Annotated in this window: 24 protein-coding genes, 2 tRNA genes and 1 riboswitch; of the genes, 10 read left to right on the forward strand and 16 right to left on the reverse strand. The window is 43.8% G+C overall.

All coding sequences use genetic code 11. The features are described from left to right. Nucleotides 1–7: 7 nt before the first annotated feature. Both JEY82_RS01465 and JEY82_RS01470 read left to right on the forward strand, forming a co-directional pair. Nucleotides 8–1,195 carry a cation:proton antiporter gene (locus JEY82_RS01465; RefSeq protein WP_304081892.1) on the forward strand — a complete coding sequence of 396 codons (1,188 nt, stop codon included), beginning with the start codon at nucleotides 8–10 and terminating at the stop codon, nucleotides 1,193–1,195. A 127-nt stretch (nucleotides 1,196–1,322) separates the two neighbouring features. Continuing rightward, nucleotides 1,323–1,679, forward strand: coding sequence for a PilZ domain-containing protein (locus JEY82_RS01470; protein WP_304081894.1), 357 nt, complete (start codon nucleotides 1,323–1,325; stop codon nucleotides 1,677–1,679). A gap of 273 nt (nucleotides 1,680–1,952) precedes the next feature. Here JEY82_RS01470 and JEY82_RS01475 read toward each other — a convergent pair whose 3' ends face one another. Next, nucleotides 1,953–3,134, reverse strand: a complete 1,182-nt coding sequence (locus JEY82_RS01475) for an MFS transporter (protein ID WP_304081896.1) — start codon at nucleotides 3,132–3,134, stop codon at nucleotides 1,953–1,955. Between the two features lie 155 nt (nucleotides 3,135–3,289). Between JEY82_RS01475 and JEY82_RS01480 the strand changes: the two genes are divergently transcribed. Further along, on the forward strand, nucleotides 3,290–4,006 hold the full coding sequence (locus JEY82_RS01480) for a potassium channel family protein (RefSeq protein ID WP_304081898.1): 717 nt from the start codon (nucleotides 3,290–3,292) through the stop codon (nucleotides 4,004–4,006). Nucleotides 4,007–4,057: 51 nt separating this feature from the next. Here the strand turns inward: JEY82_RS01480 and proB are convergent, their stop codons facing one another. From proB to JEY82_RS01555, 15 genes are all read right to left on the reverse strand, one after another. Continuing rightward, the gene (gene proB / locus JEY82_RS01485; protein ID WP_304081900.1) at nucleotides 4,058–5,200 is read right to left on the reverse strand and encodes a glutamate 5-kinase; all 1,143 of its coding nucleotides are present in this window, start codon (nucleotides 5,198–5,200) and stop codon (nucleotides 4,058–4,060) included. Next, nucleotides 5,175–6,221, reverse strand: coding sequence for a GTPase ObgE (gene obgE, locus JEY82_RS01490; protein ID WP_304081903.1), 1,047 nt, complete (start codon nucleotides 6,219–6,221; stop codon nucleotides 5,175–5,177). Before obgE ends, proB begins: the two co-directional genes overlap by 26 nt. A gap of 243 nt (nucleotides 6,222–6,464) precedes the next feature. Further along, nucleotides 6,465–6,734, reverse strand: coding sequence for a 50S ribosomal protein L27 (rpmA, locus tag JEY82_RS01495; protein ID WP_304081905.1), 270 nt, complete (start codon nucleotides 6,732–6,734; stop codon nucleotides 6,465–6,467). A gap of 33 nt (nucleotides 6,735–6,767) precedes the next feature. Then, nucleotides 6,768–7,079: a 50S ribosomal protein L21 gene (gene rplU / locus JEY82_RS01500; RefSeq protein WP_092160172.1), complete on the reverse strand. Its 312-nt coding sequence runs from the start codon at nucleotides 7,077–7,079 to the stop codon at nucleotides 6,768–6,770. Between the two features lie 72 nt (nucleotides 7,080–7,151). Further along, nucleotides 7,152–10,259 carry a DUF5714 domain-containing protein gene (locus JEY82_RS01505; RefSeq protein WP_304081908.1) on the reverse strand — a complete coding sequence of 1,036 codons (3,108 nt, stop codon included), beginning with the start codon at nucleotides 10,257–10,259 and terminating at the stop codon, nucleotides 7,152–7,154. 78 nt (nucleotides 10,260–10,337) lie between these two features. Then, nucleotides 10,338–11,018 carry a ComF family protein gene (locus tag JEY82_RS01510; protein ID WP_304081909.1) on the reverse strand — a complete coding sequence of 227 codons (681 nt, stop codon included), beginning with the start codon at nucleotides 11,016–11,018 and terminating at the stop codon, nucleotides 10,338–10,340. 10 nt (nucleotides 11,019–11,028) lie between these two features. After that, a complete protein-coding gene (locus JEY82_RS01515; RefSeq protein WP_092160166.1) occupies nucleotides 11,029–11,406 on the reverse strand; it encodes a response regulator in 378 nt (125 codons plus the stop codon). Next, the gene (locus tag JEY82_RS01520) at nucleotides 11,403–12,005 is read right to left on the reverse strand and encodes a flavodoxin family protein (RefSeq protein WP_304081911.1); all 603 of its coding nucleotides are present in this window, start codon (nucleotides 12,003–12,005) and stop codon (nucleotides 11,403–11,405) included. The genes JEY82_RS01515 and JEY82_RS01520 overlap by 4 nt, the downstream gene beginning before the upstream one ends. A gap of 367 nt (nucleotides 12,006–12,372) precedes the next feature. Further along, nucleotides 12,373–12,996 (reverse strand): MBL fold metallo-hydrolase, encoded by a 624-nt coding sequence (locus JEY82_RS01525; protein ID WP_304081913.1) that lies wholly within the window; start codon nucleotides 12,994–12,996, stop codon nucleotides 12,373–12,375. Further along, nucleotides 12,996–13,514, reverse strand: a complete 519-nt coding sequence (locus JEY82_RS01530; protein WP_304081915.1) for a nitroreductase — start codon at nucleotides 13,512–13,514, stop codon at nucleotides 12,996–12,998. The genes JEY82_RS01525 and JEY82_RS01530 overlap by 1 nt, the downstream gene beginning before the upstream one ends. Nucleotides 13,515–13,532: 18 nt before the next feature. Beyond that, nucleotides 13,533–14,123 carry a hypothetical protein gene (locus JEY82_RS01535; RefSeq protein WP_304081917.1) on the reverse strand — a complete coding sequence of 197 codons (591 nt, stop codon included), beginning with the start codon at nucleotides 14,121–14,123 and terminating at the stop codon, nucleotides 13,533–13,535. 166 nt (nucleotides 14,124–14,289) lie between these two features. Then, nucleotides 14,290–14,562 (reverse strand): hypothetical protein, encoded by a 273-nt coding sequence (locus JEY82_RS01540; RefSeq protein WP_092160156.1) that lies wholly within the window; start codon nucleotides 14,560–14,562, stop codon nucleotides 14,290–14,292. Nucleotides 14,563–14,831: 269 nt separating this feature from the next. Further along, nucleotides 14,832–14,930, reverse strand: a riboswitch (SAM riboswitch). A 161-nt stretch (nucleotides 14,931–15,091) separates the two neighbouring features. After that, entirely contained in the window at nucleotides 15,092–16,651 is a 1,560-nt protein-coding gene (locus tag JEY82_RS01545; RefSeq protein ID WP_304081919.1) for a DNA repair protein RecN, read from the reverse strand. 12 nt (nucleotides 16,652–16,663) lie between these two features. Continuing rightward, on the reverse strand, nucleotides 16,664–17,509 hold the full coding sequence (locus tag JEY82_RS01550; protein WP_304081921.1) for an ABC transporter permease: 846 nt from the start codon (nucleotides 17,507–17,509) through the stop codon (nucleotides 16,664–16,666). Then, a complete protein-coding gene (locus JEY82_RS01555; protein WP_304081923.1) occupies nucleotides 17,509–18,501 on the reverse strand; it encodes an ABC transporter permease in 993 nt (330 codons plus the stop codon). The genes JEY82_RS01550 and JEY82_RS01555 overlap by 1 nt, the downstream gene beginning before the upstream one ends. Before the next feature lie 257 nt (nucleotides 18,502–18,758). On the opposite strand from JEY82_RS01555, the gene JEY82_RS01560 reads away from it, so the two are divergent. The 7 genes from JEY82_RS01560 (at nucleotide 18,759) to JEY82_RS01590 (ending at nucleotide 24,755) form a co-directional block, all read left to right on the forward strand. After that, nucleotides 18,759–18,834, forward strand: a tRNA-Ala gene (locus JEY82_RS01560). Between the two features lie 159 nt (nucleotides 18,835–18,993). Next, complete coding sequence (locus JEY82_RS01565; RefSeq protein WP_304081925.1) at nucleotides 18,994–20,310, forward strand: hypothetical protein; 1,317 nt, start codon at nucleotides 18,994–18,996, stop codon at nucleotides 20,308–20,310. 46 nt (nucleotides 20,311–20,356) lie between these two features. Next, entirely contained in the window at nucleotides 20,357–20,617 is a 261-nt protein-coding gene (locus JEY82_RS01570; RefSeq protein ID WP_304081926.1) for a hypothetical protein, read from the forward strand. 3 nt (nucleotides 20,618–20,620) lie between these two features. Next, nucleotides 20,621–22,672, forward strand: a complete 2,052-nt coding sequence (locus tag JEY82_RS01575; RefSeq protein WP_304081928.1) for a bifunctional DNA primase/polymerase — start codon at nucleotides 20,621–20,623, stop codon at nucleotides 22,670–22,672. 271 nt (nucleotides 22,673–22,943) lie between these two features. Next, nucleotides 22,944–23,243, forward strand: coding sequence for a plasmid mobilization relaxosome protein MobC (gene mobC / locus JEY82_RS01580; RefSeq protein ID WP_304081930.1), 300 nt, complete (start codon nucleotides 22,944–22,946; stop codon nucleotides 23,241–23,243). Beyond that, complete coding sequence (locus tag JEY82_RS01585) at nucleotides 23,234–24,673, forward strand: relaxase/mobilization nuclease domain-containing protein (RefSeq protein ID WP_304081932.1); 1,440 nt, start codon at nucleotides 23,234–23,236, stop codon at nucleotides 24,671–24,673. The genes mobC and JEY82_RS01585 overlap by 10 nt, the downstream gene beginning before the upstream one ends. Then, a tRNA-Ser gene (locus JEY82_RS01590) sits at nucleotides 24,624–24,755 on the forward strand. Before JEY82_RS01585 ends, JEY82_RS01590 begins: the two co-directional genes overlap by 50 nt. Nucleotides 24,756–24,930: the final 175 nt, after the last annotated feature.

The raw sequence follows: 24,930 nt of genomic DNA on the forward strand, positions 1-24,930 counted from the left end.
GTAAAAAATGGATTCTCCAGCTCTTTCATTAATCACGTTGGGCCTTTTGTTTCTTGTGGGTCTTGTTGCTGATTTTATCGGGCAGAGAACTCCCTTGCCCCGTGTGTCAGCTCTTTTGGTTTTCGGGTTTTGCATAGGGCCTTCCGGGTTTGACGTGTTACCGGTAACAACGAATCACTGGATGCCCCTTGTGTCTGATATGGCGCTGGCAATGATCGGATTTCTATTGGGCAATTCTTTAAAGTTTTCAGAAATAAAAGAATCAGGCCGAGCTGTTGTCTCTATTTCAATTGCCGTTGTGGTGATAACCGCTGTGATGGTGAGCTTCGGTCTATGGATGGTAGGCATCCCTTTGCAGCTTGCACTTCTTTATGGAGGACTCGCCCCCGCAACAGATCCTGCTTCCACGGCGGATGTTATAAATGAATCAAAGGCAAAAGGTCGTTTTACAAAGACTCTTTTAGGAATAACTGCAATAGATGATGCATGGGGGTTGATTCTGTTCAGCTTTATGCTTGCCGCAGCACAGATGATAATGCTTGGCGGTGGAAGTATGAATATTCTTATGACAGGCGGTCGGGATCTCTTCCTTGCGATACTTGTGGGAGTTGCTCTGGGAGTGCCTATGAGTTTTCTTACCGGGCGTATCCAGCGGGGAGAGCCCACTCTAGTTGAAGCTCTCGGGATGGTTTTTATATGCAGTGGTGTTGCATTATGGCTTGATGTGTCGTTTCTGCTTTCTTCCATGACAATGGGAGCTGTTGTTGCAAATCTTGCCAAACATCATACCCGTCCATTTTCAGCCATCGAAGGGGTGGAATGGCCCGTTATAGTTTTGTTTTTTATTTTTGCAGGAGTCAGTATTGAGCTTAAGGATATTTCGGTTAACGCATTAGTGATCGTAGCTTATATCTTTTTGCGCATAGTAAGTCGTATAATAGGGGTGATACTTGGAGCAGGGGTCGCGGGGGAAGGAAAAACTTTCGGCAAGTGGATGGGATTGGCGCTTATGCCACAGGCCGGAGTGGCTCTGGGTATGGCTCTTGCCGCAGCTCACAGGTTCTCGCAGTTTGAATCAATTGTCACAGTTGTAGCTACGGCAACAGTCTTTTTTGAGATTGCCGGTCCTATCTGTACTCGTATTGCTCTTAATAAAGTAGGCGATATCCCGGAGAGCGGGCATAGGCATATTTAGACTTCTAATTACATAATTTTTAACATATATTAAATTGTCTATTTTACAGATAGCGGGTATTTATTCTTTTAAATAAATTAATCAATAAGCCGTTTTTTAAAATTAATAAGCTCGGATGGAGTCGGTGATGGAACAGAATAAAAGGCGCAGAACTCGTATTGATGTAGAATTTACCGTTCAGTTAAATAAGAATGGCTTCAGTGCGATTGCTGAAACTCAGAATTTAAGTTTGAAAGGTATTCTTTGCACTGGAGTGGAAGGGTTCGCTGTCGGGGAGAAATGTGAAGTTTTAATTACTCTTTCAGAAGAGATAGTTATTCGCATTGAGGGGAAGGTTGTAAGGTCTGATGATTCCGGTCTGGCTGTAGATTTTATCTTGCTGGATGAGGAAAGTTTTACACACTTGCACAGAGTGATTCAGTATAATTCAACAGATGCGGACGTTATTGATGGCGAGCTTACTTTGCCTGCTTTTGATGCTTGATAGTAGGAATGCAAAAAGCAGTGGGCTTAAATATAAACAGTTCATAAATTCGGGCTACTTTTTTTGCTGTACGGGATGAAAGGCCACAGTCAATGAGTCTGCAATAAATGTGGAGCGGATTAAATATATGCTCCATAAATTCTTTAATTCCGATTTTCATGTTAGTTTCTAGCTGGTTAATTGTTTATTATGAAAGCGGTTATTTATTGTCATTCATTGATATAAGAAAGTGGCTCTAAATTGAATTTTAGTCAATTATTGATGTTTCCATATCTAGTCATGCAACTCTTCAGCTTTAAATCCTTTTAAAGTCGTGATTGCAATAACAAAGACTATTGCTGATATTACTACTCCTGCATAAAAAATAGATTCCAGTCCAAATCCTGAATAAATCAGTCCCATAAGTATCGGGGCGATGGTTTGTCCTACTCTGAGCAGCATTCCGTTCATGGACATGAAAATAGCCCGTTGTTCCATGGGAGCAATTGTGGTCAGCATGGACATTGAATTCGGAAGATTCAGTCCTTGTCCTAGGCCGAAAAAGCAGACGGGGATTATACACCAAAGCGCAGAGCCTGATTCCGGAATTAAGACCATTGCAGTAGCATATGCGAAGGCTGAGAGTGCAATCATTCTTGGTTGCGACATTATTTTTGCCAGTCTTCCCAACTGCGAAGCTGCTAATGCTGTAACAAATGAGGCACTTGAAATAACAAATCCTATCATCAGCGGAGAAGCTTCAAAACGTGAGTTTAGAAGTATGGGCAGATAGGTCACGATGGGGCCGTATAAAATAATAAAGGTCAGCATGGAAATTGCGAAAAGTCCCAGTACCTGCTTATTTTTCATGCCGCTTACTGCCGCGCTCAGGTATTTCATGAATGCGCCGTTTGATGAAGGCTCGGGGTTCTCAAGTTTGAAGGCGACGACCCATGCAAGTGGTAGAGCCACAACTGCTAGCAGGAATGGTGTTTGCCAGCTTATTTGAGCCAGTATTCCTCCCACTGCCGGAAAAATTGCGGTGCCGATGCTAAGGACGCTTGCATTCAGCCCCATGGCCTTGATTCGGTCCTGACCTGTGAAAAGGTCCCCTATTATGGTAAGGTTTATCACTCCGATAGCTGCGGCTCCAATTCCTTGAAAAAGCCGTAAAGCAAGCAGCCATTTGTAGTCGGGGGCAAAATAGCAGGCTATTCCGGCTATTCCGAAAAGAATCAGCGAGGGAACAAGAATCTTTTTTCTGCCGATTCTGTCGGCAAAAATTCCTGCAAGAGGAGCAAAAATGATTCCCGGCAGAGTGAAAACGGTAAAGACTAAACCTATTGATGAAGGAGAAATATTGAGTTCCCTGATCATTAGCGGTAAAGACGGGATAATACTTGAGACTCCCATGATGGCCATGAGGGTAACCGCGAATAAAATGCGGAGATTTTTATTTTTACAGAGATCTTTCATCAGATAGCAATCCTTTCCGAAGATGTAGATGAAGTGGCAAGCTACTCGCAAATTGTGGACACCGCAACATGAACGCCGCTCACTTTTATAATAAGTAATCTGTATACGAAAAATTAATAGAGTTTATTATTCTTATCAGTTAATTAAGAGCAACTATGTTTAGATTACACAAAATATTCAGGTACAGCCCTTCCAAATTTACAGTGCTTCTGGGGTTTATGATTTCGCAGATTTTTTTAACCCCGATTGCCGGAAAATCAATTTATCTTCAGCAGATTTTATATTTTTACACATACTTAGTTCTTCTTTCAGCGGTTACAGCTATAATTGAAAGTCGAGCAAAACTTGTTGTTTTTATATCGCTATATGTAACGTCTTTTGTAAGTTCCGTTTTATTTTTTAAATTGCATTCCATCTACTGGCTTGGCGTAAGTGAAGCCTCTGATATGATGATGCTCGGGATCGCTATCTGGGGAATTCTGATCTTTATGCGCAAGCAGAAAAAAGTTACCCGCGACTTAGTATCGGGGGCAATTTGCGTGTATATGCTTTGCGCGTTGCTTTGGGCCAACGGGTATAGTTTGTGCGTACTTTATGATCGCAGCGCAGTTTCCGGTATTGATCTTGGTGAATCTGTTTTCGCTGTACGTAATATTCTTGTGTATTTCAGCTATATAACAATGATGACAGTTGGTTATGGAGAAATGCTTCCCGTTACCAATATGGCTAGGTCTTTAGTTATGTTGCAGGGTCTTTTCGGACAAATGTATCTGGCGGTTTTTGTCGCCGGAACTATAGGAATGTTTTTGGCACAGCGGGATAGGGGAAGTGTTGATGAAGAAGTTGAGTCTGAGAGCAGGAAGTTGGAATAGATCTTTAGCGTGGCGACAGAAAATAAATTCTGCCGCCGTACTAAATAAAAATTAAAGAGCTGCGTCTAATAGCAGATTATCTCTGTGAATTGCTTCGGGGAAAGGGCATTTGCCCAGAATGGATTCTATTTGATCTGATTTATGACCGAGAATCTTGTTCATGTCTTCGGAACCGTAACAGGCTAGTCCTACAGCAACAGGTATACCGGATTTGCTGACAACTCGTACAAGTTCGCCCGCTTTAAAATCACCTTCAACCGCAGTTATACCAGCGGGAAGTAGACTTTTACCTCCGGCCATCAGTGCCTTTTTTGCGCCTTCGTCGATGATCAGGTCACCGGCCGGGTCACAGTTGTATGCAAGCCAGAATTTACGGCCTGATACGCACTTTTCATCAGGAACAATCCATGTACCGCATTCTTCACCGTTAAATACCCGCTCAATTACCATGCGGTCTTTACCGGATAATATCAGTGTCGGAACGCCGAGCTGGGCCGCTCTGTGAGCTGCTCTCATTTTAGAGAACATGCCGCCTGAGCCTACTGCTGTTTTTCCGTCGCACATGGCGTCGAGGTCCAGCGACCCTATATTCTCAACATGGGAAAGTTTTTTTGCGTCGGGATTTTTGTCGGGATTTTTATCAAAGACCCCGTCAGCGGAAGTGAGGTTAATGAAAAGATCAGCTTCCACAACATTCAGAATTAAACTTGCCAGAGTGTCATTGTCTCCGAACTCGAGTTCCTGAACTGCAACAGTATCATTTTCATTAATGATAGGAATTACCCTCCATTCAAGAAGTCTTGAGAGGGTATTGCGGACATTGAGAAAGCGGTCACGGTGTTTTAAATCATCGCGAGTGAGCAAAATCTGTGAGGAAACCAGTCCGAATCTGCGGAAGGTTTCATCATATTCGTGCATAAGCCTGCTTTGTCCGATGGATGAAGCAGCCTGTCTGGCCGGAAGATCTCTCAGCTTCTGCCCTGAAGGAATAGATTTACGTCCGGCAGCAACAGCGCCGGAAGAAACCAGAACAATATCAACACCCCGTTCATGCAGAGTTGCCAGCTGATCTGCCAGTCTGCATATAAGGCCGAGGTTGATGCCTTCTGACGTGGTCAGAACGGCACTGCCGATTTTTACAACAATTCTTTTAGCTTCGCGAAGAGTCTCAAGCCTGTTGCTCATCTTGCTCATCTTTTTCCTCTTGATTCATGGTGTTGAATCTGTCCCACATATCTTTTAAAAGCAGGTCAACTCCGTCTTTGTGCAGAGCGGATATAAAGTAGATGTTGTCGTTTGCTTCCTTAGCTTTTTCTTTCAAAGTCGCAAGGTCTTCTTCGGAAAGCAAATCGATTTTGTTGATTACACGGAGCTGAGTTTTTTCTGCAAGTTCTTTATCATATATGCGGAGTTCTTCGTCCAGCATATTGAATCCTTCAAAAGGATCGTCAAGGCTGAGGTCGGCTGCGCTCAAAATATGAACAAGAAATCTGGTGCGTTCAACATGTTTCAGGAATCTATGTCCCAGTCCCAGCCCTGTGCTGGCTCCTTCAATCAGTCCGGGAATGTCGGCTATAATGAGCTTGTTGCCCATGTAGTCCTCAATAACTCCAAGATTAGGAACGAGGGTGGTAAACGGGTATGCTGCGATTTTAGGTTTCGCAGCAGAAATTTTAGAAATAAAGGTCGATTTTCCAGCGTTAGGAAGTCCAAGTAAACCAATATCTGCAATAATTTTAAGTTGCAGACGAAGTCTTTTTTCTTCACCGGGGAAGCCGTCTTCCGATTGTCTGGGAGTCTGGTTTACGGAGGACTTGAAGTGAATATTACCACGTCCGCCATCGCCTCCCTTACATATAACAACCTGCTTGCCTTCTTTTGTCAGGTCAGCAAGCAGTTTCTCGGAACCGTCTTCGTATACTTCATATACGAGAGTTCCGATAGGCAGGTCGAGAATTGTGTCGTCGGCAGCTTTACCGTACTTATCACTGCCCTGTCCCTGCATTCCATTTCTAGCGTCATAAACTCTTTTCAGTCTGAAGTCGTAAAGAGATAACAGGTCAGAGCTTCCGCGAAGGATTAAATCTCCGCCTTTACCGCCGTCTCCGCCGCAAGGGCCACCTTTTGGGATGTACCTTTCACGTCTAAAGGCTACGCATCCGTTGCCGCCTTTTCCTGATCGCACTGTGATTGTTGCTTCATCAAAAAATTTCATTGAATTCCTTCCTTGAATGACCTGAGAAGGGCCTAGCCTTTTCTCAGGCAGGAATATTCTCGGATAAAATATAGATAAAGCTGTGAGTATACCTTTCGAGTGCCTTTTGAATAATCAGGCATGCACTCTAGGGGGCTGTCACAGCGGGATAAGGGAGATCCATGTATGTATTCCAGACAAGAAAAGGCAGAGGACGCATTTATCAATGCGACCTCTGCCCGAAAAACTTTCGGCCTGAAATAATTAGGCTTCGGCAGGAACGATGAGAACTCTGGTTTTGCTACGGTTGTTGCGGATATACTTTTCGTATTTCACAACGCCGTCAACCAGTGCAAACAAAGTCCAGTCTCTACCAGTACCTACATTTTTGCCGGGGTGAATTTTAGTTCCAACCTGACGAACTAGGATACTTCCAGCCAGAACTTCCTGACCAGCATAACGCTTAACACCGCGGCGTTTCGCATTACTATCGCGACCGTTTTTCGAGCTACCGCCCGCTTTCTTATGTGCCATTTTAAATCTCCTTAGTTAGGACTTGTCGTCAAGTTAAGCTTGTATAGCTTCAACTTTGATTCTTGTATAATCCTGACGATGACCCTGTTTGGTCTGAGAGTCTTTCCTGCGTCTTTTCTTGAAAACGATGATTTTTTTATCACGGCCGTGTTCAAGGATTGTGCAGGCAACTTTCGCGCCTTCAACGTAAGGAGCTCCGATTTTAATATCTTCGCCCTGACCGATGAGAAGAATTTTATCAAGATCGACCTTGGTGCCTGCTTCAACGTCCATTTTCTGGATATTGAGTTCCAAGCCTTCTTCAACGCGGAACTGCTTGCCGCCAGTCTCTATTATTGCGTACATTTGTAACTAACCTCCATCATGTATAAGAGAGGGGAAAGTATCCGTAACTCGATGCAAAAGTCAAGCGCGTAATTAACTTTTTTTAGCATAATTAACGCTTAAGTCCAACATCGGAGAAATAAAGATATTCTTCCCTTTATTGTTGCGGATTACAGGGCAGTTTCGGCCCATGCACTCCAGATTGGTATCCATTTGGTTGCACACCATATGCTTGTCTGCAGTAATACGCAAGCCCATAATTTCTTCTGATATTTTTGCGAAGGCTTTAAGGGCAAGCCACGAGTCTCTCTGACAGCATCTTGCAGCTTCAATGTCAGCAATTAATTGAAGCGCAGCAAGAGTTCCCTTCTGAGCGGTAGATCTTAGGTCGGGTGTCAACGGAGTGGCTTCAAGAATAGCACTTATTGCTACTCCTACACCTATTGCTGCGCCGCAGACTCCCATAAATCCGCAGAATCCACCGGCAATTTTAGCTCCGCGTGAAATTGCGGTTTCAATTACTTTGTTGTCTATTTTCCCGCCGCTGTTGCGGTAGGCGGCAACTATAATTCCCGGAACCAGGGCGTGATGCTCAGGGCCGTGCATGGGGATTGCCGGATGATTTCTTATTTTCATAAGAAGGTCAATCATATCTGTTTCAGTGCTGCTTGTAAGCAGATGCGGCAAAACTTCAATTCCGTCTTCTCTGTGGCAATTATCACAGACAAAGTGTTTGTTTACGCAGTAAGCATTGGCCTCATGTTCTTCTCCGCAGTATGCGCAGATTCTTTTTTCATATCTGGTCAGATAGTTCAGTTCAGCACCGCAGACCATGCAGCCACTCTTATTTTTCATGCTGACAGTGTGGCCAGATAAGAGGGGAGCTGTAGGCCCGTCAAAAGAATCAGGAGTCGGACAGCAGCAGGACTCGCCTACCATCATATTAGATATGACACCTTCATCATTAAGAATGAAGATTTGCTCTCCCATTTGTTCGGCTTCTTTTTCGGAAATTTCAGTGATGCTTCCCGGGACAAGCAATTCTCCCTGTGCGGTCTGTCCTGTTGAAAACGGACCTCTGAACATGATTTTTGTCATTTTCTCAGTAGACGGTTTCAGTGCTGAAAATGTCAGAGAATAAAAATTGTGCCCGCCGACAACTCTGTATGGGAAACGCTTGATCATACAAATTGATTTGAATCCAGCTTCTTCGAGTAGCCCGACAAGGTTTTTCAGAGTTTGCGCTCCGGCGATACATTCTCCGTGCAGCTTGTCATCATTACGGATTTCAGGGCCGGGTTCAGTTTCGCAGACAACATCCGAAATTGTCAGCCTGCCGCCTGGTGCTAGAATCCTTAACATTTCAGAAAATGTTTTGCGCTTATCGGTGGATAAATTCAGAACACAGTTGGAAAGCAACAGGTTTGCGCAATTATCTTCAAGAGGGATAGATTCAAGATATCCTTTGCGGAAATCCATATTGTCATAGCCCAGATTGGCGGCAACAGCTTGTTGCCCTTTGCGCGAATGGGCGAGCATGGGATCAAGCATATCTATTCCGGTGACTTTGCCCGAAGAACCCACCATTTTAGATGCAATAAAACATTCTATCCCGCGTCCGCTGCCGAGATCTACAACGTGTTCTCCAGACAGAATTTGTGCGTCCATAACCGGAGAACCGCATCCGTATCCTCTGAATTTGAATTCCTCTGGAATGTGGACCATAAGCTCAGAATCATAGCATGCAGGGTTTAAAATATCTTCTTTGGCTGTGTCGGCAGCATCTGTGTAAAAGTCTTTTACAACTGTAAGGCTGTCCTTACCTGCGACAGCTAAGAGGCAGTTGGTGTGAGTCAGCGCCACTTTGCCGTGTTCTGAACATTTGTCGAGCTTGTCACCCATTTTAAGGAGCAGTTTCGGAGAATCGTGGCCCGGACTTTGCGCGGCTTTGTCTGTGATCAGTTTTAGAGCAGTTTTTTCATATAGCCCGGTGTAAGGATCGTTACCGGTAAAATCTCCGCTGTGCATCCAGCTGTGATCAGTGTCACCGCCGCCAAGAATAAGCTTGAAGGGGGTAGACAGATTTTTGCCGGTGGTTTCACGTATATCCGTCAGAATACGACTTTCTTTCCAGCCCTTTTCAAGGTTTTTATCAAGAGGGGTGGCAAGCTTTTCAATGCCGACAGTTGCTGGAGAAGGGTACAGCTTATTGTCCGGTCCAATTGCCAGAGATTCCCATCCGGCAGTCGACCCATCGTGAATAGTTCCGCAAGGAGCAAAAATCATGCTTTTTATTGCTTCGATATTGTCGATTGTTACCCCGGTGCGTTCTCCTGTCTCTATTGCTTCAAGCAAATGAGTGTAAATAATGTCCGGATCAACAAAACGCTGCGCTTGTCCTCTTCCTCGCACGAAATACCACATGAAATGAACGTTTGAAGCTCCGGTCTCAGCCGCTAATTCAACTACATCCTTCATCTGAGTTACATTTGATTTTGTAACACACATGGAGATTGTAAAGGGAATGGTTTCGGATGAAAGCCATTTCAGAGAATTTTCAAGGGCAGCAAACATGCCCGGTCCTCTGATTTCGTCATGTGTATCTTTTATGCCGTCAACACTGATTTGCAGGTGGCAGCGTTCAAAGTCATAGCGGTGTTTTGAAAAGAAATTTTTAGCATTAAGGCCGTTGGAAAGAATTGCAACGTGGCTTGATTCAATTTCAAGCATTCTGTTGATGATTTTGTCCGCACCCGGGTGAATTAATGGTTCTCCGCCAGTCAGGGCAAAAAGTTTACAGCCCAGCTTTTCAGCCTGATCGGTCAAATCGAGAACTCTTTCGATTGCTAGCTCCGGCTGTGCTTCGGAGGAAAGTGATGAGGCTGCGGAAGGTGATGAAGCGAATAGACAGTGATTGCAGCTCATGTTGCAATTGTTGGTCAGGTGAAACCAAAGTTCGCGGAGAGTGTCTAGTTTAAGGAGTTCTTTCCTGCCCGGGTAAATACTAGTTGCTTCATCCGGTAAGCGCATAAGAAATTTTTCATCGGCAATGGATAAACAACTGTTTTCATCTTCGGATAATCTTTGGAGCAGGGCATCGCCTGCCGGAGTGGGGACAAACCAGTCTGGAGATTTCGGTCTGATATAAACAGGGGTATTGTCGTGTGAGATTCTAGTCCACTCGCTGAGTTTAAAAGGCAAAGGGATTTCTCCGTTTGAAAGATTGTTTTTTAATTTTAAATGAAAGGCAGGAGGACGATCTTAGTCTATTTATGACCGTTAAATCAAGGTCTTTGCCAGAACCAGAACTTCCACTCTTTCGGCTCCAGCATCATATAATGTACTGGCGCATTCCTGAACAGTCGATCCGGTTGTATAGACGTCATCGATCAGCAGAATCTTTTTTCCGGCGACGGTTGCCGGATTCGCAGTAAAAGCGTTCTTGATATTTTCGGTACGCATCTCTTTAGAAAGCGTGCTTTGCGGAGTAGTTTTACGATTTCTTACAAGAGCGCGGTCAGAAATTTTAGCGCCTAATACCGAGGCCGCACTGCGTCCTATTATCCGGCTTTGATTAAATCCTCTTTTGCGTAGCCGCGAAGGGTGAAGAGGAACAGGAATAATAATGTCAGGGCGGGAGGACTCGGGAATTGATTCGGCAACACCGGTTGCGAACTGCGAAAGGAGTGCGCTGTAACCGAAGTTGTTATTGAATTTCCAATCTAATATTAAATCGCGAAGCAGGCCGCGGTATGGTCCGTAAAAGTAAATTCCTTTATGAGGGGCCTCTTCTTCGTCATGAACAGAACCTTCGATAAGTTCAGAATAGCAATCAGGGCAGAGAAGTTTTTTATTCGAATGCGGTGTACGACAGATCGGGCATCTTTTTTCAGTAAAGATTGATCTTAATCTGTCGAATGCGGCAATCGGTGAAAAGTATGAAATAAAGCCGGAGATCATAAAATAAGCTTTAATCAGTGAATCTGGAAATTATTTTAGCCAGTTCAGTTTTAACAATCGGTTTAAGCAGAAAACTGTTATATCCACAGTCCAGACATTCTGTGAGCAGGTCTGCATTGTCCCCTGTAGTCATGGCAAAAACAGGTGTAGTTATTCCTTCGTTTCGTATTCTTGATACGACTTCTGTCCCGTTCATTTCGGGCATATGAACGTCCATCAGGGCCATGTCGAATTCTTCATTATTGAGCTGTTCGAGAGCTTCACTGCCGTTTACTGCAAAAACAGGCTTAATTCCGAGCTGGGCCAGATAAGTTTTGAGCACAAGGCGGACCGGACGGGAATCCTCCGCAACTAGAATTTTGAATTTTGATAGATCTTTACAGCTCATGCCTGAAGGCTCCTTTCCCATGCGTTTATTCCAGCCTGAATTAACAGCTCACATTTATCCGGCTGACTTTTAAGGTCCTGCGGAGAATCGATTCCCTTGAAAGTAATAGGGGGCTCAAGGGATGCTTTAAAAAATTTCAAACAAAATTTTAACGAAAGTTCCGCGCCTTCAAACAGTTTTTCACCTTTGGGTCTGCCGGCAATAAAACATGCGTAAGAAGGTCTCGCGGGTAAAGTGCAAAGTTGCGGTGCCGACTGATTCATAGCCTCAAAAGCCCATTGGGACCGGTCTATAAAAGTTTTCAGACGGGAAGGGAGATGATAAAAATATATAGGGGAGGCAAAGAATGTGAACGGCGCATGGATAATTTTCAAATAAAGTTCCTGCGCTTCGTCTTTAGCGGCAAAGATACAGAGATTGTTCTCTGATGTCCGGCATTTCAGACAGCCGATGCAGTGATGAAAATCTAAATTGCCGAGAGTAACTATTTCTGCGTTTCCTCCGGCTCTTTGAATTCCTTCAAGAAAAAGATCAGCAGCGAGATCGCTGTTGCCTTTTCTATGATGGCTGCAAGCAAAAAGGACCGGAGGTTGTTTCATATATTCAAGTCTGCTTTTAAGATTTTTTTTTATCCCTTGGATGACTGCATGTAAAAATCGCTTTTACATGGTCGTCTTCATCTTGAATTTCAAGTGACCATTCGGGTAAAATTTCCAGTTGATGATGCAACTGGGGTTCCGTGCCCTTATCTGTAAGAGCTATTACTTCCTGAGTTCTGGCAAAACGGAGATACCAACCTACCTCCAGTCCTACTCCTCAACATTTGTTACGGATATCTACTGTCCGTGAGTTGTTATCCATCTGTATTCCTTCCGAAATTAATCCTAGGAGATATGCAACTTTTTTTAAAAGTGAAGCAAAAGAGATTAGTTATTCTTAGTATATTTTCAACTAAAGGGGAAGAGTCTAAAACTGCATGCTGCTAAAAAAAGGATTATGGTTGATTTCATCTCCGACAGACGTGGCAGGGCCGTGTCCTGATAAGAGAGTTGTATTTTCGGGTAAAGTGAAAATGTTTTCCTGTACGGACTTTTTCAACAGTTCAAGATCACCGCCGGGGAAATCAGTTCTGCCGATGGAGCGCTGGAAAATGAGATCTCCCACAAAAGCCGTTTCAAGAGCTGGAAAATAAAAAGTCAGACTGCCCGGAGCATGGCCCGGAGTAGACAGGACATTACATTCAAGACCTATTATTTCAGTTTTGCCGATTTTGATGTGTTCTGACTCGAAGGGGGCAACCTTTACACCGATCATGCTGCCGTCGCCTAATCCTGTCTCCATAAGAGAAAGTCCGGACTCGTCTGCATATATAGTCTTGCCAGTTGCTTCAACCAATGCTGCATTTCCAATTATGTGATCGAAGTGAAGATGTGTATTTAGAATACAGTCTAGCTCGACTCCTGTTTTTTTGAAAAAATTAAGCAGGGAAGTAGGATCGCCGCCCGGATCAATTACAACAGCTTTATTGTCATTAGTGATCACGTAGCAATTAGTTTCAAGCGGTCCGAGAGGAAAAAGTTTAATATCCATTAATAGGTCTCCAACATTATTTTAGAAAGATCTTTGCGACTGGATCCGCCCTTCTGGGCTGGGTGTCCTGCGGCTACAACAGCCTGTAGTTCATATTTTTCGAGCGGAAGGTTCAGTATTTCAAGCACCTGAGCTTCCTGATTGAGAATTTCTCCGAGCCAGACTGTTCCGATATTTAAAGAATGGGCGGCGAGCATCATGTTTTGCAGACATGCACCGACAGCCTGATGGTCTTTCATCTCATTATAGATACATTCGCGTTCAAGGAATACACAGATAAGAACTTTTGCCGCTTGCGCAATTTTAGAATATTTTGTGCACTGTGCAACTTTTGCGGCACGCGGGTCGTCTTTGTGTATCACCAGAAAGCGCCATGGCTGGTTATTTAAACCGCTGGGCGCCCACCTGCCGGCTTCAAGTATTGCAGTCAGGTCTTCACGGGAAATGGGACTGTCTGTGTATTTTCGTATGGAGCGTCTATCCGCCAGAGCTTCAAGAACGGGATTGTTATCAATCATTGTGTCGTATTCTCCTTTTTAGAAGGGCACGCCTCTGAAAATATTGAATTTGTTGACCGCGTTGTCAAACTCACTTGGATTAAGCTCATTGTTAAGGTCAGAGTCAAAATCTTTAAAGTTAGCTTTCAGCTGAATTGCTTCTGCTTCTTCTTCATCTATTTTACCATCTTTGTTGAGGTCGGCTTCTTCAAAGGTGGGAAGAGGTTTTTTGATTTCATAATCCTTAACAATTTCACACTTAATATGGCGCCCGTCAGCAGCAAGCGTTACATCAATATTTGTTCCGGGGGCGATGTAAAGTTTAACGCATGTATCGCCGGACCAGAAGTCTACGCCGTTCTTGTCTTCACGGGCCAGCTTTATTTTGGCCTTGCCGCCTTTTTTGTCAAAGCAGTCTTTATTGTAAAGAGCATTGCAGGAACAGTCTGTAATTGTACTTGCTTTTACTCTTCCGAATTCAAAATCATTACTTTTACCCCATATTCGGACAACGCTGCCTGTATGGTTAATAATAGTGAAAGTTTTTTTCTGCGCCATGGCAGAAGGTGCAGCGCAAAGAATAAGTCCTGCGAAAAACATGAAAAATATAGAAAGTCTGCGTAGCGTCATAAGATTTCCCCTCTTAATATGAACGTAGTGTACGTTGTACAGGTCTTAACCATACATGCGATCAAAAGCAACGTAGGAATATTTAAACATAAGAAAGCCCTTCCTGCTCCATTCTATGTAGAGCAGGAAGGGCTTAATATAAAATGTTTTCTGTATTTGTTCCGGTTTAGACAACTTTACCAAAGGACAGGATTAAGTTTTTACGGAATGTACGGTTATCCCAGACATCTTTGGCTCCGTTTGTGGTTACTTCTTTATTAAGAATTTCCCGGAGTTCTTTTTTCTGAGTGGTATCGAGGTTCAAAATTTTAATATCACCAAGAAGAGCCAGAGGATCACTGTAATCTTGAGGCAGTGGTTCACAGGCGTTGTCTTTGCATAAAAACTGAATAACTCCGGCGGACCGGTTGCATGATGCTTTTTTGACGATGTTTGTCATGTTAAAAATCTCCGTGTTTGCGGTTTGCTTCCTTGAATGCCCTGAAGCAGTTCGCATAATAAAATCCTGTAGGCCCTCTTTAAAGGGTAACGGGATTTTTTCCGTTAGCATGGGCATTTTAGCGGCATCTGTTTTTAAGGTGGGCGCGCAAGTATCATAAATCTTCCCACCTGTGGGCGGCCTGACAACTAAGTTGCTCAGACACTTAAAACAAAAAAAAGGCACTTCCTTCTGGAAATGCCTTTTTTGAAAATTCTATTGTAGATCTTCGCTCATGGTCCCGAATGGGAGGCATTGGCACCTTGCTGTATAACAGCAGGTTGCCGGGTGGTCGACAGGCCAGATCCCTCGCACCCTCTTCATGAGTAATATTGTACAAAATTTCATCGATCACTTTGTTAAGTTCTCGCTGTTTTTGAACAATCTTTTTTTTATTTGTAAATCAAAGAACGTGGATACAAATTATTCTTGCTTCGGAGCTGCGTCAACAAGTTTTTACGGAAATTCTAAAATAATTGGATTTGTCCTTTTATTCCTGACCCTTCATACGTGAAAGTTCAGCGGCAACTTCCGCTTCATTAAGCTGTCGGCACGTTGTGAATGTTTCCTTGTTCACTACGCCTTTATGAATCAGGAAATGCCTGTCCGCGAGAGTTGCGAGCTGAGGCCAATGTGTGATTAATATCATTTGCTGGCGCTTAGCAAGCTCCTGCATTTTTTCACCGACTCTGTTCAACGTGGTCCCGCCTATCCCTGAATCAATTTCATCAAAGATGAGCGTCGGTTTATCTGTCTCACCCTGCAATCCTGTAATGGCGAGCAGGAAGCGTGAAAGCTCACCACCGGATGCAATCTTTTCAAGAGGTTGCGGAGCTTGTCCGGGGTTAGGAACCCACATAAGCCGCCCCCGCATTTCATATAAATCCGGATAAAGTTCGTGAGGTTCAAATTCGAATTCCACGTGGACATGATCGGAAAACCCCAGCCCTTTCAGTTCCGCTTCAATGCGGGTAGTGAGCTTTTTCGAAGCAATTTTTCGGGCTGCGAAAAGGTTTTCCAAGGCCGCTCTAAGTTTGTCGACAAGTTCTTTTTCTTTTCGTTCAAGCTGGGTAAGTTCAATGGCGCAGGAGTCAAGGAAGTTGAGATTGTCCTCAATTTCTTTTTGCATACCAACAATTTGATCCAGTGTGCGGCCCAGTTTGCGCTTAAGTTTTGAAAGATCATAAAGACGGCTTTCGATATCATCGATAGACTCTTCCATTTCAAAGTCCAGCGGCTGTGAACGGAGACGTGTTCCAAGTTCATCAAGAAAATGTTTAAATTCAACTACTGTTTCCTGATCTTTTTCGTAGTCGGGGAAGAGGTCACAGACTCGTTCCATTTCAGCTGAAAGGGCGGAGAGTCCTCCTGAAAGGTCATGTTCACCGCGTATAATATCCATAGTATTCTGGATACATTTTCCGGCATCTTCATGTTGACGAAGCAGGTTCTTTTTACTGAGCAGTTCCTCTTCTTCACCGAGGTAAGGATCAACTTTTTCAATCTCAGTGCGTTGAAATTCGAGAAAATCTTTCTTTTCAAGCAAATTTGCTGAACGGTTTTTCAGAGCTTCTTTTTTCGCAAGAAGTTCTCGTAATGAATTTAAAATATTATCTTTTATTTGGGGCAGAGATTTGTCTTTCAGAAAAGTATCAAGAATCACACATTGATATGATGGTTGTAAGAGCCTTTGCTGAGCATGCTGACTGGTGTGCAGAATCATTGTCGCGCCCATGTCACGGATGATTCCCTGTGAACTGAGCTTGTCATTGACGTAAACTTTACTGCGTCCAGTTTCAGCGGAAAGAACTCTGCGGATGATTGATTCCTGTCCGTCAGGGTGTACAAACATAGCTTCAACTAAAGCCTGTTTTTTACCGGGGCGAACCATATCGGGAGCCATGCGCTGCCCTGTTAAAAAATCAATGGCGCGTAAAATGAAAGATTTACCTGCCCCTGTTTCGCCTGTCAGGGCATTCATGCCGGGGGCGAATTCGATTTCAGCATCTTCAATCAGGGCAAGGTCACGTATTCTAAGCAGTTCCAGCATTTATTATCCCGTTTACTGTTTCAGTCTGGGGTCAAGAATATCACGCAATGCTTCACCAAGTAGATTATAGCCCAGAACGGTTAGAAGTATCGCCATTCCGGGGAAAATAGAGAGCCACGGAGCAATTTCGAGCACCTCTTTTCCATCCATGAGCAGGTTGCCCCAAGATGGATCAGGCGGCTGAACTCCGAGACCTAGAAAGCTGAGAGATGATTCCACAAGTATTGCACCCGCCACACCGAGAGTCGCTGAGACAAGTACAGGTGTTATGGCATTCGGCAGAATATGAGTTGCCATGATGCGTATCGGGCCTGCGCCTGCCAGCTTTGATGCTTGCACAAAATCACGCTTTCGAAGCGATAAAGTTTCCGCCCGCACCAGTCTAGCCACGCCCATCCATGAGGTGAATCCTATCACTATCATAATGTTCATAAGGCCTGGCTCAAGAAAGGCAATAACCGCCAGAATGAGGAAAAATGACGGAAAGCAGAGCATTACGTCAACGCCGCGCATGATTATTTCATCAACCAGACCTCCGAAATACCCTGCTGTCAGCCCGAGCACAAGTCCTATAGCAGTCGAAATTCCAACTGCGACAAATCCGACCCAAAGTGAGACGCGTCCGCCGTATAGAATACGGGAGAAAACGTCGCGCCCAAGCGCGTCTGTTCCGAACAGGTGTGTTAAGTTCGGAGCTTGCAGAAGATTATCCACATTAAGTGCAAAGGGGTCATAGGACGTAAGCAGAGGCGCACAAATTGCCGCAATTGAAATGGTTCCCACGAGTGTAAGCCCTAAAATAAGCAAACCGTATCGCTGAAAGCGGGTGGGGGGAGTAAGTGGTTTTTTGTTCAGCATCAGTCCTTACCTCCGGCCCGAATACGGGGGTCGGCAAAACCGTAAGCCACATCTGCCAGCAAGTTTCCGGCAAGGGTGAGCAGTGCCCCGAGTACAAGGCTGCCCATAATTAATGAGTAGTCACGCGACATAACCGCATTATAAAAAAGCTGTCCCAGTCCGGGCAAAGCGAAAATTGATTCAATGATAACACTGCCGCCGATAAGCCCGGGAATGGAAAGGCCCAGCAGAGTAATAACAGGAAGCAGTCCGTTGCGAAGGGCATGCTTGAACAGCACCGTCCGCATGGGAAGCCCTTTAGCTTTGGCGGTGGTGATGTAATCCTGCCGGAGAACTTCCAGCATTGATGAACGCATGAAACGGGACATTCCCGCCAGACTGCCGAATGTATATATAAAAATGGGAAGGGCCAGATGGCGCGAAATATCGATAAATTTACCCATCGGTGAAAGCATTGCATAATCCAGTGAGGTCAGGCCGGATATGGGCAGAATCGGGTAATAGATGCCCAGCCAGAGCATGAGCAGAAGTGCCAGCCAGAAGCCCGGCACAGCAAAACCTATGAAAACAAAGACCGTCATTCCCCGGTCGAACCAGCCTCCTTGTTTCCACGCGGAGTACACACCTATAGGTACGGCTATCAAAAGCGTCAGCAACAGCGAAGCTACATTCATGCCGAAGGTGAGAGGCAGTCTTTCTTTTATGCGTTCCCACACAGGGCGGTTGTCGCCGGACATTGAGCGTCCGAAATCGAAACGGACCATACGTGAAATCCATCTGCCGTATTGAACGTGCAGAGGTTTATCCAGCCCGTAAAGTTTTTCAAGTTTTTGGCGGGTTTCGATTGTAGCGGTCGGGTTCATGGTGGTCTGCATATCTGTGGGCGAGCCGGGGGCAAGGTGAATTACCCAGAAGCTGATAACAGTGATGCCTATGAAGACAACACCGACCCAAGCTATTTTTGAAGCAATTTTAAAGGCAATATCCAGCATGATACCTCGTGAAAAAGTAGAGAGTTAGGCTTTTATCAAAACTTTACTAAGATAGTCTAAGTCTTCTGGCTAATCAACAGCTGAATCGATGAGTAATTAAGTATAGTAAGTTAAAAAAAACAATAGAAGAGGGAAAGCTAAGGTTGATCAGCAAAAAAGTGATGTTTTAGCAGTAAGTTTAGAATAAAATTGAAATAAAACAGTCGAGAGTATTGACAGGTTGCATAGTAGTCTGTAGATACTTTTCCACAACGAGTGGGGCTGTAGCTCAGTTGGGAGAGCGCTTGAATGGCATTCAAGAGGCCAAGAGTTCAATTCTCTTCAGCTCCACCAGACATTTCAAGGGTTTACGAGTAATTTCGTAAACCCTTTTTTTGTGCGTTGTCATCAGAGGTACCAGTTTGGTACCAGTTTTTATGCTTTCACTTGGTACCACTTCAAAATGCCTTCATATTATGTCATTCTCTGTGAAAAAAAATGAAAAGGTGGCGTATGTTTTCAATTTTATTCAATAAGGACAAGGATAGCTCTATCTTAAAAGGGGTTCCCCGTAAGGATAAGAGCCTTTATTCAAAGGCAGTTTCGTTTTGTAAAAATGTTTTTTGCAAAAACGAATATGAGAAAAGGGCTGAAAAAGATGTTTTTCTCGAACAATACGCTTTTCGTAGTGTCAGTTCTTTTATTTGTGAAAGAATAGAGGGTGCTAGTAAAAAAAATACACAAGGTCTTTCTGAATGTTTTTGCAGCTTTGTTGAATCTATTAACGTAAATGCGCTAAATGGCTTAATGATCAATAAAGCGTGTTTTCGATCATTAGCAGAGATGAATTCTATATTTTGTTTAAGTGGCATCAATCAAAAATATTATCATCCAATCTTTGATGTCTATGAAGCCCATCCCTCTAGTGCTCATGTATTCACCCCTTTCACTTCACTTCCTGAATATGTTTTTTCTGGAGATTATTTAAGGGGTTTTTTAGGAAATCCTGCTTTAGCCCATTACCCCAAGATAATTATTTTTCAGAGAGTTTTTTTAGAAATTTTCATGGCATCATCCATTCTTGTGCAAGAATATAGAGAAGCTGGGACTATTAATAATCCCTTATTTGAAAGACTTGTAGAGAATGGAAAAGAATTAAAATTCCTGTTGAATAGAACTCATTCTGACCGGGATTTTGTGAATTTTGAAATGGAACGGGAAAAGTCGTTAAGAGAAATTCCATATGAGGATGTAGCAAGATTAATGATTCCTTATAAATCATTATCTGAAGCTATATTGGAGTCTGAGGTTGCATCAGAATCTCCGCAACAAAACAATTATTCTCTTAGTGCAAAAAGGAGTACTGAATCAACTGAAAAGCATTTGGAAGTTGAAGTTGTTGAGTTGCCACCGGCTGATTTATTAGGCGAAAGTGAAGATTTGATTGAAAATGTCAATGCTGATGTAATTCAGTTTCTTTCAAAACTTGAAGAAGATCACCACCGTAGAGATATTTATTTTGCCATTATTGCTTATGAGTTTGTACGAGTAGGGAATAATCTGACTTTCAAGTCCTTTTGGAAATGGCTTGAAAAATATTTGGCAGATAATCCTTTGCAAACTCGCAATATTGATGGCCATGAAGTTAAGATCTTTTTGAGTGGAGGTATCATCAGGCATTTAGGTCTGTTGAATAATTCAACAAAAGATAGTCAGGTTCAAAAAAGTACATTTAAAACCATGTATTTCAAAGAAATAAAGCCTATCATCCCGAAAATAAAAGAGTTTTGTATGAAAAGGAATATTGAGAATATTCCTATTATTCCCTAGTTTTGCCGTTATCTTTGGAGGAAATCATAACTCTGGAGATGACATCATGTCTTTTAAGAAATTAAAAACAACGACTAAGGAATCAAAACGTCAAGATACGTTTTTTAAAAATCTTTTAGCTGAACTTCCCCCCATCATTCCTCGTAAGGAGCTGCCTAAGTACCTTGGTAACTTGATAAGTGTAGGCTATATGGCAAATCTTGATTCTGCCGGGCAAGGACCAGAATCACGCAGAATCGGCGGTCACGTTGTTTATGAACGTGATAGTTTTGTACAGTGGCTTGAATCCCGCACAGGGAATGATTAAGCCATGCTGGATTATCTTCATATAAATAAATCTAGTATAAGCCGTGCCGCTTTGCTGTACGCTCGCTCTGGAATTTCCGTCTTTCCATGCATTGATAAACGCCCCTGTGTTTCTGGCGGATTTAATGCTGCGAGCACAGATTTAGATCAAATCAATGCTTGGTGGCAGAGATTTCCTGATGCAAATATTGGAAGTCCTACTGGCGCAAATAGTTTTGTCTTAGATATTGATCCTCCGCATGGAGAGGAATCTCTAGCCTTCCTTGAAAGCAATAATTCTCGGTTACCTGAAACTTTGACCCAGCGAACCGGAAGTGGTGGAAGACATCTTTTCTTTTCCAAGCCGGTCGGAATGGATATTCGCAACTCTGCCGGTAAAATTGGATTGGGTCTCGATATTCGAGGTTCTGGCGGTTATGTCATTCTGCCACCTTCCATTCATAAATCAGGAAATAGCTATCAATGGATAACCGAAGTTTTACCCGTTGATGCTCCGGCTTGGCTGATCGAGTTGATTGTTCAAAATTCCAAGTCTGGATCATCCGTTCCAAATTCACTAGGTAAGAATATTCCTTATGCTCAGTCTTTATTGAATGCCAAAGAAGGCTCTCGGAACGATTCTCTTAACAAGGCAGCCTTTCAAGTTGGGAAAGACATAGCTTCGGGAAAGACCGGAGCAGAAAGCGTCAATGCTATTGCAGAGGCTGCTTTGAAAACAGGACTTGGTTCACAGGAAGTTCAGAGTACGATTCAAAGCGGTGTGCAGGCCGGGAAAAAAGTAGTTGAGGAAAGTAATCCATACTCAAGCCTTGAAACCGCTCCGTGGCCCATTCCTGCTAAGAATGTCTTTTATGGCTTGGCGGGGGAATTTGCACAATTTGCAGTCGAGCAATCTGAAGCCGATCCTATTGCTGTCCTAGCTACTTTCTTATGCCGCTTTGGCGTTGAGATCGGTCACTCTCCGCATATGTTTGCTGGGGAAAAGCAGTATGGCAGAATTAATGTTGTGCTGGTCGGCCAAAGTTCAAAGGCTCGAAAAGGCACATCCGCTTTGCCCATTCGTGAACTTTTCAGTTTCAATGAAAAGCAATGGATTCCCGCACACACTTCTCAAGGGCCGCTTTCCAGTGGGGAGGGTCTAATTCATGCCATTCGTGACCCAGAACATAAGTTTCAGGTGGATAAGAGTACTGGTGTTTGTGAATCCATTACGACAGATCCCGGTGTTGACGACAAACGGCTGTTTATTCTGGATCAGGAATTTGCTGGAGCTCTTGCCTGTACTAAAAGGGAAGGGAATACCCTTTCAACTATAATCCGTACATTGTTTGACGGTGGCACTATCGAGCCGCTGACCAAAACCAGCAGGCTGGTGGCCACAAATCCCCATGTAGCTATCACAACACATATCACGTTGCAGGAGCTGCACGCTCGTCTTGACCGAGTCGAGATATTTAACGGCTTTGCTAACCGATTTTTATGGCTCTGTGTTCGCAGAACAAAACTCATTCCATTCCCCGAGCCGCTCAACGTTTCGATGGTGAAACAATTTCAAGATAAGCTGATCTCCCTTCTAAAATTATCAAAGTCACGATCTCAGATGGATTTTAGTCCTGAAGCAAAAAAGGAGTGGGGAGACAACTATCCATTTCTTGCAAAAGAACGAGCTGATCTACTCGGCTCAGTGCTGAATCGGTCTGAAGCGTATGTCAGGCGCATAGCGTTAATTTATGCCCTGCTTGATGGATGTGAGAGTGTTGAACTTTCTCATCTAAGGGCTGCGCTTTCGCTTTGGGATTTTTGCGAACAGTCAGCGCAGTTCATTTTTGCGGGCATGGAAACAGATTCGACATGTCAGAAAATATTAGAAGCTTTGGAGGAGTCTGGCGGAAGATTGGACACTTCTGGGTTGTATAAGTTTTTTGGAAATCACATCTCGAAAAAGAAAATGACCGTTGCCCTGAATAACCTCCTTGCCAGCAAAAATATACGGCTTGATGAGATGAAGCCTGAAGGTGGCGGAAGACCTCGAAAATTATTTTATTTGTGCGAATAAAGCGAATTTTGCGAATTTACTAAAAGTGCCATGAGAGTAAGTTCGCAAAATTCGCATGCTTTAGATCGAGATAGTAAATTCGCAAAGTTCGCAAAAATCGCAATAAAAATAAAAAAAGCAGGGATAGCGGTTGTTGGTTCAGGTGCTCTTATTGGAGTTTGCGTATCCTGCTAAGCCAGCCTACCCAATGTCACACTTTTGCTCCGCAAAAACATTGGGGCTGGTGAGGGAGTTGCTCCGCCTCCCTTCAAACCCTCTGGACGAAATACATATGAATAATGCCAAAAAAACAAAACATCTCTCACTGCGAGTGAGTCCACAAGACAAGGAATGCATTCTTGCCCTAGCCGATGAATGCGGCATGAGTCTCGCTGATTTTGTGCGAGTTCGCCTCGGGCAAACCAGAGTGCGTCGCACTAAAATAGAAAGAGAAAAGCTGCTTCATATTGCCTGTATTGGTAACAATCTGAATCAGCTCGCCCGCTGGGCAAATACATATAAGAGCAGTGCCGATTCGCTTTTAATTATTTCCGAGCTGACTGAAATTGAGCGGGAGGTGAAATGTATATGAAGGTTTTCGCTCATGGTCAGGGAGATGGAGCCAAGGCCGTTAATTACGTGATTGATCCGAAAAGGAAGGGGCGGGAGGAATCGCCGCCTGAAGTTTTGCGCGGAGATCCGGAGATAGTCCGAAAGGTGATCGGATCAACGGGTCGTAAGTGGAAGTATACTTCAGGCGTTCTTTCATGGGCTCCAGAAGATCAGGTTTCGCCAGAAACTGAAAAGAAGATCATGGAAGATTTTGAGAAAACAGCTTTCGCAGGCATGGAACCTGATCAATATTCGGTCTTGTGGGTTCGGCATAGCCACGCAGGGCATCATGAAATGCATTTCATAATCCCACGTACGGAATTGACTCAGGATAAGGCTATGAATGCATGTCCACCGGGTTGGCAGAAGCAATATGATGTCTGGCGGGATTTATGGAACGAGCGAATGGAGTGGGCAAGGCCGGATGATCCGAAGCGGGCGCGAGTTGCTCAGCCGGGTAAGGAAATTCAGTTTGACAGCAAAAACAAACGGGCAGAGCTGAAGCAACAAATTACGGATTATCTGGCTCAGGGCATTTCTAAGGGCGTTTATCAAAACAGGGATGATTTAATTGAAGGGATGGAAAAAGCAGGTTTTTCCATCCCACGTAAGGGCAAAAAGTATATCACATTGGAGTCGTCTCAGGACGGTCAACGAATAAGGATGAAAGGAGGAATCTATGCAGCATCTTGGAGAGCTGACAAGCAAATTGAAAGAGCAGGTGAACTCACAGTCGCAGGAAATGGAGCAAGCCGTACAGGACGTATTTCACGACTTGAGCGAGAGCTTGAGGAAGTACGCCGCAGCCGAGCTGAATACAATCAAAAACGATATGGACGAACAGCTGCAAAAGTTGAGAAAGAGGCAGTCCGCAATTTCGGCTTATCATTGGAAGCAAAATTTACTGGCAAATTTCCTATCCGCTTTGCTGCTAGTCATAGTGTCGGTCTCCATAACAGGATTCTACGGTTGGAGAATCAACGAGAATCACGAGGAATTAGCGAGAATCAACACACAAATAGCAAGCCAGAAGAAGAATATAAGCAAATTTACAGCATGGAAGATCAACGCATATCAGACCGAGAGTCAAAAATATCTGGTCTTTCCCAAGGGAATGAAGCTGGAAATAACACGCACAGAGAGCGGAAGTCCTGCGCTTTTACTAAAGAGGTAGATCATGAACGAGTTAAGTCAGAACTTATCGGAGGCATTGGGAAGAATAGAGAAGGAACAAAGTCGCAGGTTAAGCGACCAGGACGAGAAAATTGCCGAGCTGACAAGGGAGGTTCAAGGTTGTCGGGACTTGCAGAAAGACTTGGAAAGAGTCTTGAGCGAGTTGGAGCTGTTGTCGGGGCGTTTGGACGGGTAGTGGTGAGAAAACGGGTGAAAAATAAGGTGATGGGGCGTTAATGTGTGATGATACAGGATTTATTCACAATTTACAGGATTCCTAATCCTGGTGCCGCAGGTTCGATTCCTGCCGGGGTCACCATTTAGTACAAAAGTAGTACAATATTAAAGGGTTAACTCTTTTTTTTGAGTTAGCACTTTTTTGCGTTTATTTGCGGTATTTTTGGTGTGCTGCCAACCTTTGGTGCCAACCGGGGTGGGTGTATTCGTAAATTTGTATAATTAATTCTTGTTTTTAGTATGTTGAAACTATATAT

This window comes from Maridesulfovibrio ferrireducens, assembly GCF_016342405.1.
Taxonomy (GTDB): Bacteria; Desulfobacterota; Desulfovibrionia; order Desulfovibrionales; family Desulfovibrionaceae; genus Maridesulfovibrio; species Maridesulfovibrio ferrireducens_A.

Coding starts and splice junctions, on each gene's coding strand:
- JEY82_RS01465 (WP_304081892.1), top strand. CDS start 8: ATGGATTCTCCAGCTCTTTCATTAATCACGTTGGGCCTTTTGTTTCTT.
- JEY82_RS01470 (WP_304081894.1), top strand. CDS start 1,323: ATGGAACAGAATAAAAGGCGCAGAACTCGTATTGATGTAGAATTTACC.
- JEY82_RS01475 (WP_304081896.1), bottom strand. CDS start 3,134: ATGAAAGATCTCTGTAAAAATAAAAATCTCCGCATTTTATTCGCGGTT.
- JEY82_RS01480 (WP_304081898.1), top strand. CDS start 3,290: ATGTTTAGATTACACAAAATATTCAGGTACAGCCCTTCCAAATTTACA.
- proB (WP_304081900.1), bottom strand. CDS start 5,200: ATGAGCAAGATGAGCAACAGGCTTGAGACTCTTCGCGAAGCTAAAAGA.
- obgE (WP_304081903.1), bottom strand. CDS start 6,221: ATGAAATTTTTTGATGAAGCAACAATCACAGTGCGATCAGGAAAAGGC.
- rpmA (WP_304081905.1), bottom strand. CDS start 6,734: ATGGCACATAAGAAAGCGGGCGGTAGCTCGAAAAACGGTCGCGATAGT.
- rplU (WP_092160172.1), bottom strand. CDS start 7,079: ATGTACGCAATAATAGAGACTGGCGGCAAGCAGTTCCGCGTTGAAGAA.
- JEY82_RS01510 (WP_304081909.1), bottom strand. CDS start 11,018: ATGATCTCCGGCTTTATTTCATACTTTTCACCGATTGCCGCATTCGAC.
- JEY82_RS01515 (WP_092160166.1), bottom strand. CDS start 11,406: ATGAGCTGTAAAGATCTATCAAAATTCAAAATTCTAGTTGCGGAGGAT.
- JEY82_RS01520 (WP_304081911.1), bottom strand. CDS start 12,005: ATGAAACAACCTCCGGTCCTTTTTGCTTGCAGCCATCATAGAAAAGGC.
- JEY82_RS01525 (WP_304081913.1), bottom strand. CDS start 12,996: ATGGATATTAAACTTTTTCCTCTCGGACCGCTTGAAACTAATTGCTAC.
- JEY82_RS01530 (WP_304081915.1), bottom strand. CDS start 13,514: ATGATTGATAACAATCCCGTTCTTGAAGCTCTGGCGGATAGACGCTCC.
- JEY82_RS01535 (WP_304081917.1), bottom strand. CDS start 14,123: ATGACGCTACGCAGACTTTCTATATTTTTCATGTTTTTCGCAGGACTT.
- JEY82_RS01540 (WP_092160156.1), bottom strand. CDS start 14,562: ATGACAAACATCGTCAAAAAAGCATCATGCAACCGGTCCGCCGGAGTT.
- JEY82_RS01545 (WP_304081919.1), bottom strand. CDS start 16,651: ATGCTGGAACTGCTTAGAATACGTGACCTTGCCCTGATTGAAGATGCT.
- JEY82_RS01550 (WP_304081921.1), bottom strand. CDS start 17,509: ATGCTGAACAAAAAACCACTTACTCCCCCCACCCGCTTTCAGCGATAC.
- JEY82_RS01555 (WP_304081923.1), bottom strand. CDS start 18,501: ATGCTGGATATTGCCTTTAAAATTGCTTCAAAAATAGCTTGGGTCGGT.
- JEY82_RS01565 (WP_304081925.1), top strand. CDS start 18,994: ATGTTTTCAATTTTATTCAATAAGGACAAGGATAGCTCTATCTTAAAA.
- JEY82_RS01570 (WP_304081926.1), top strand. CDS start 20,357: ATGTCTTTTAAGAAATTAAAAACAACGACTAAGGAATCAAAACGTCAA.
- JEY82_RS01575 (WP_304081928.1), top strand. CDS start 20,621: ATGCTGGATTATCTTCATATAAATAAATCTAGTATAAGCCGTGCCGCT.
- mobC (WP_304081930.1), top strand. CDS start 22,944: ATGAATAATGCCAAAAAAACAAAACATCTCTCACTGCGAGTGAGTCCA.
- JEY82_RS01585 (WP_304081932.1), top strand. CDS start 23,234: ATGTATATGAAGGTTTTCGCTCATGGTCAGGGAGATGGAGCCAAGGCC.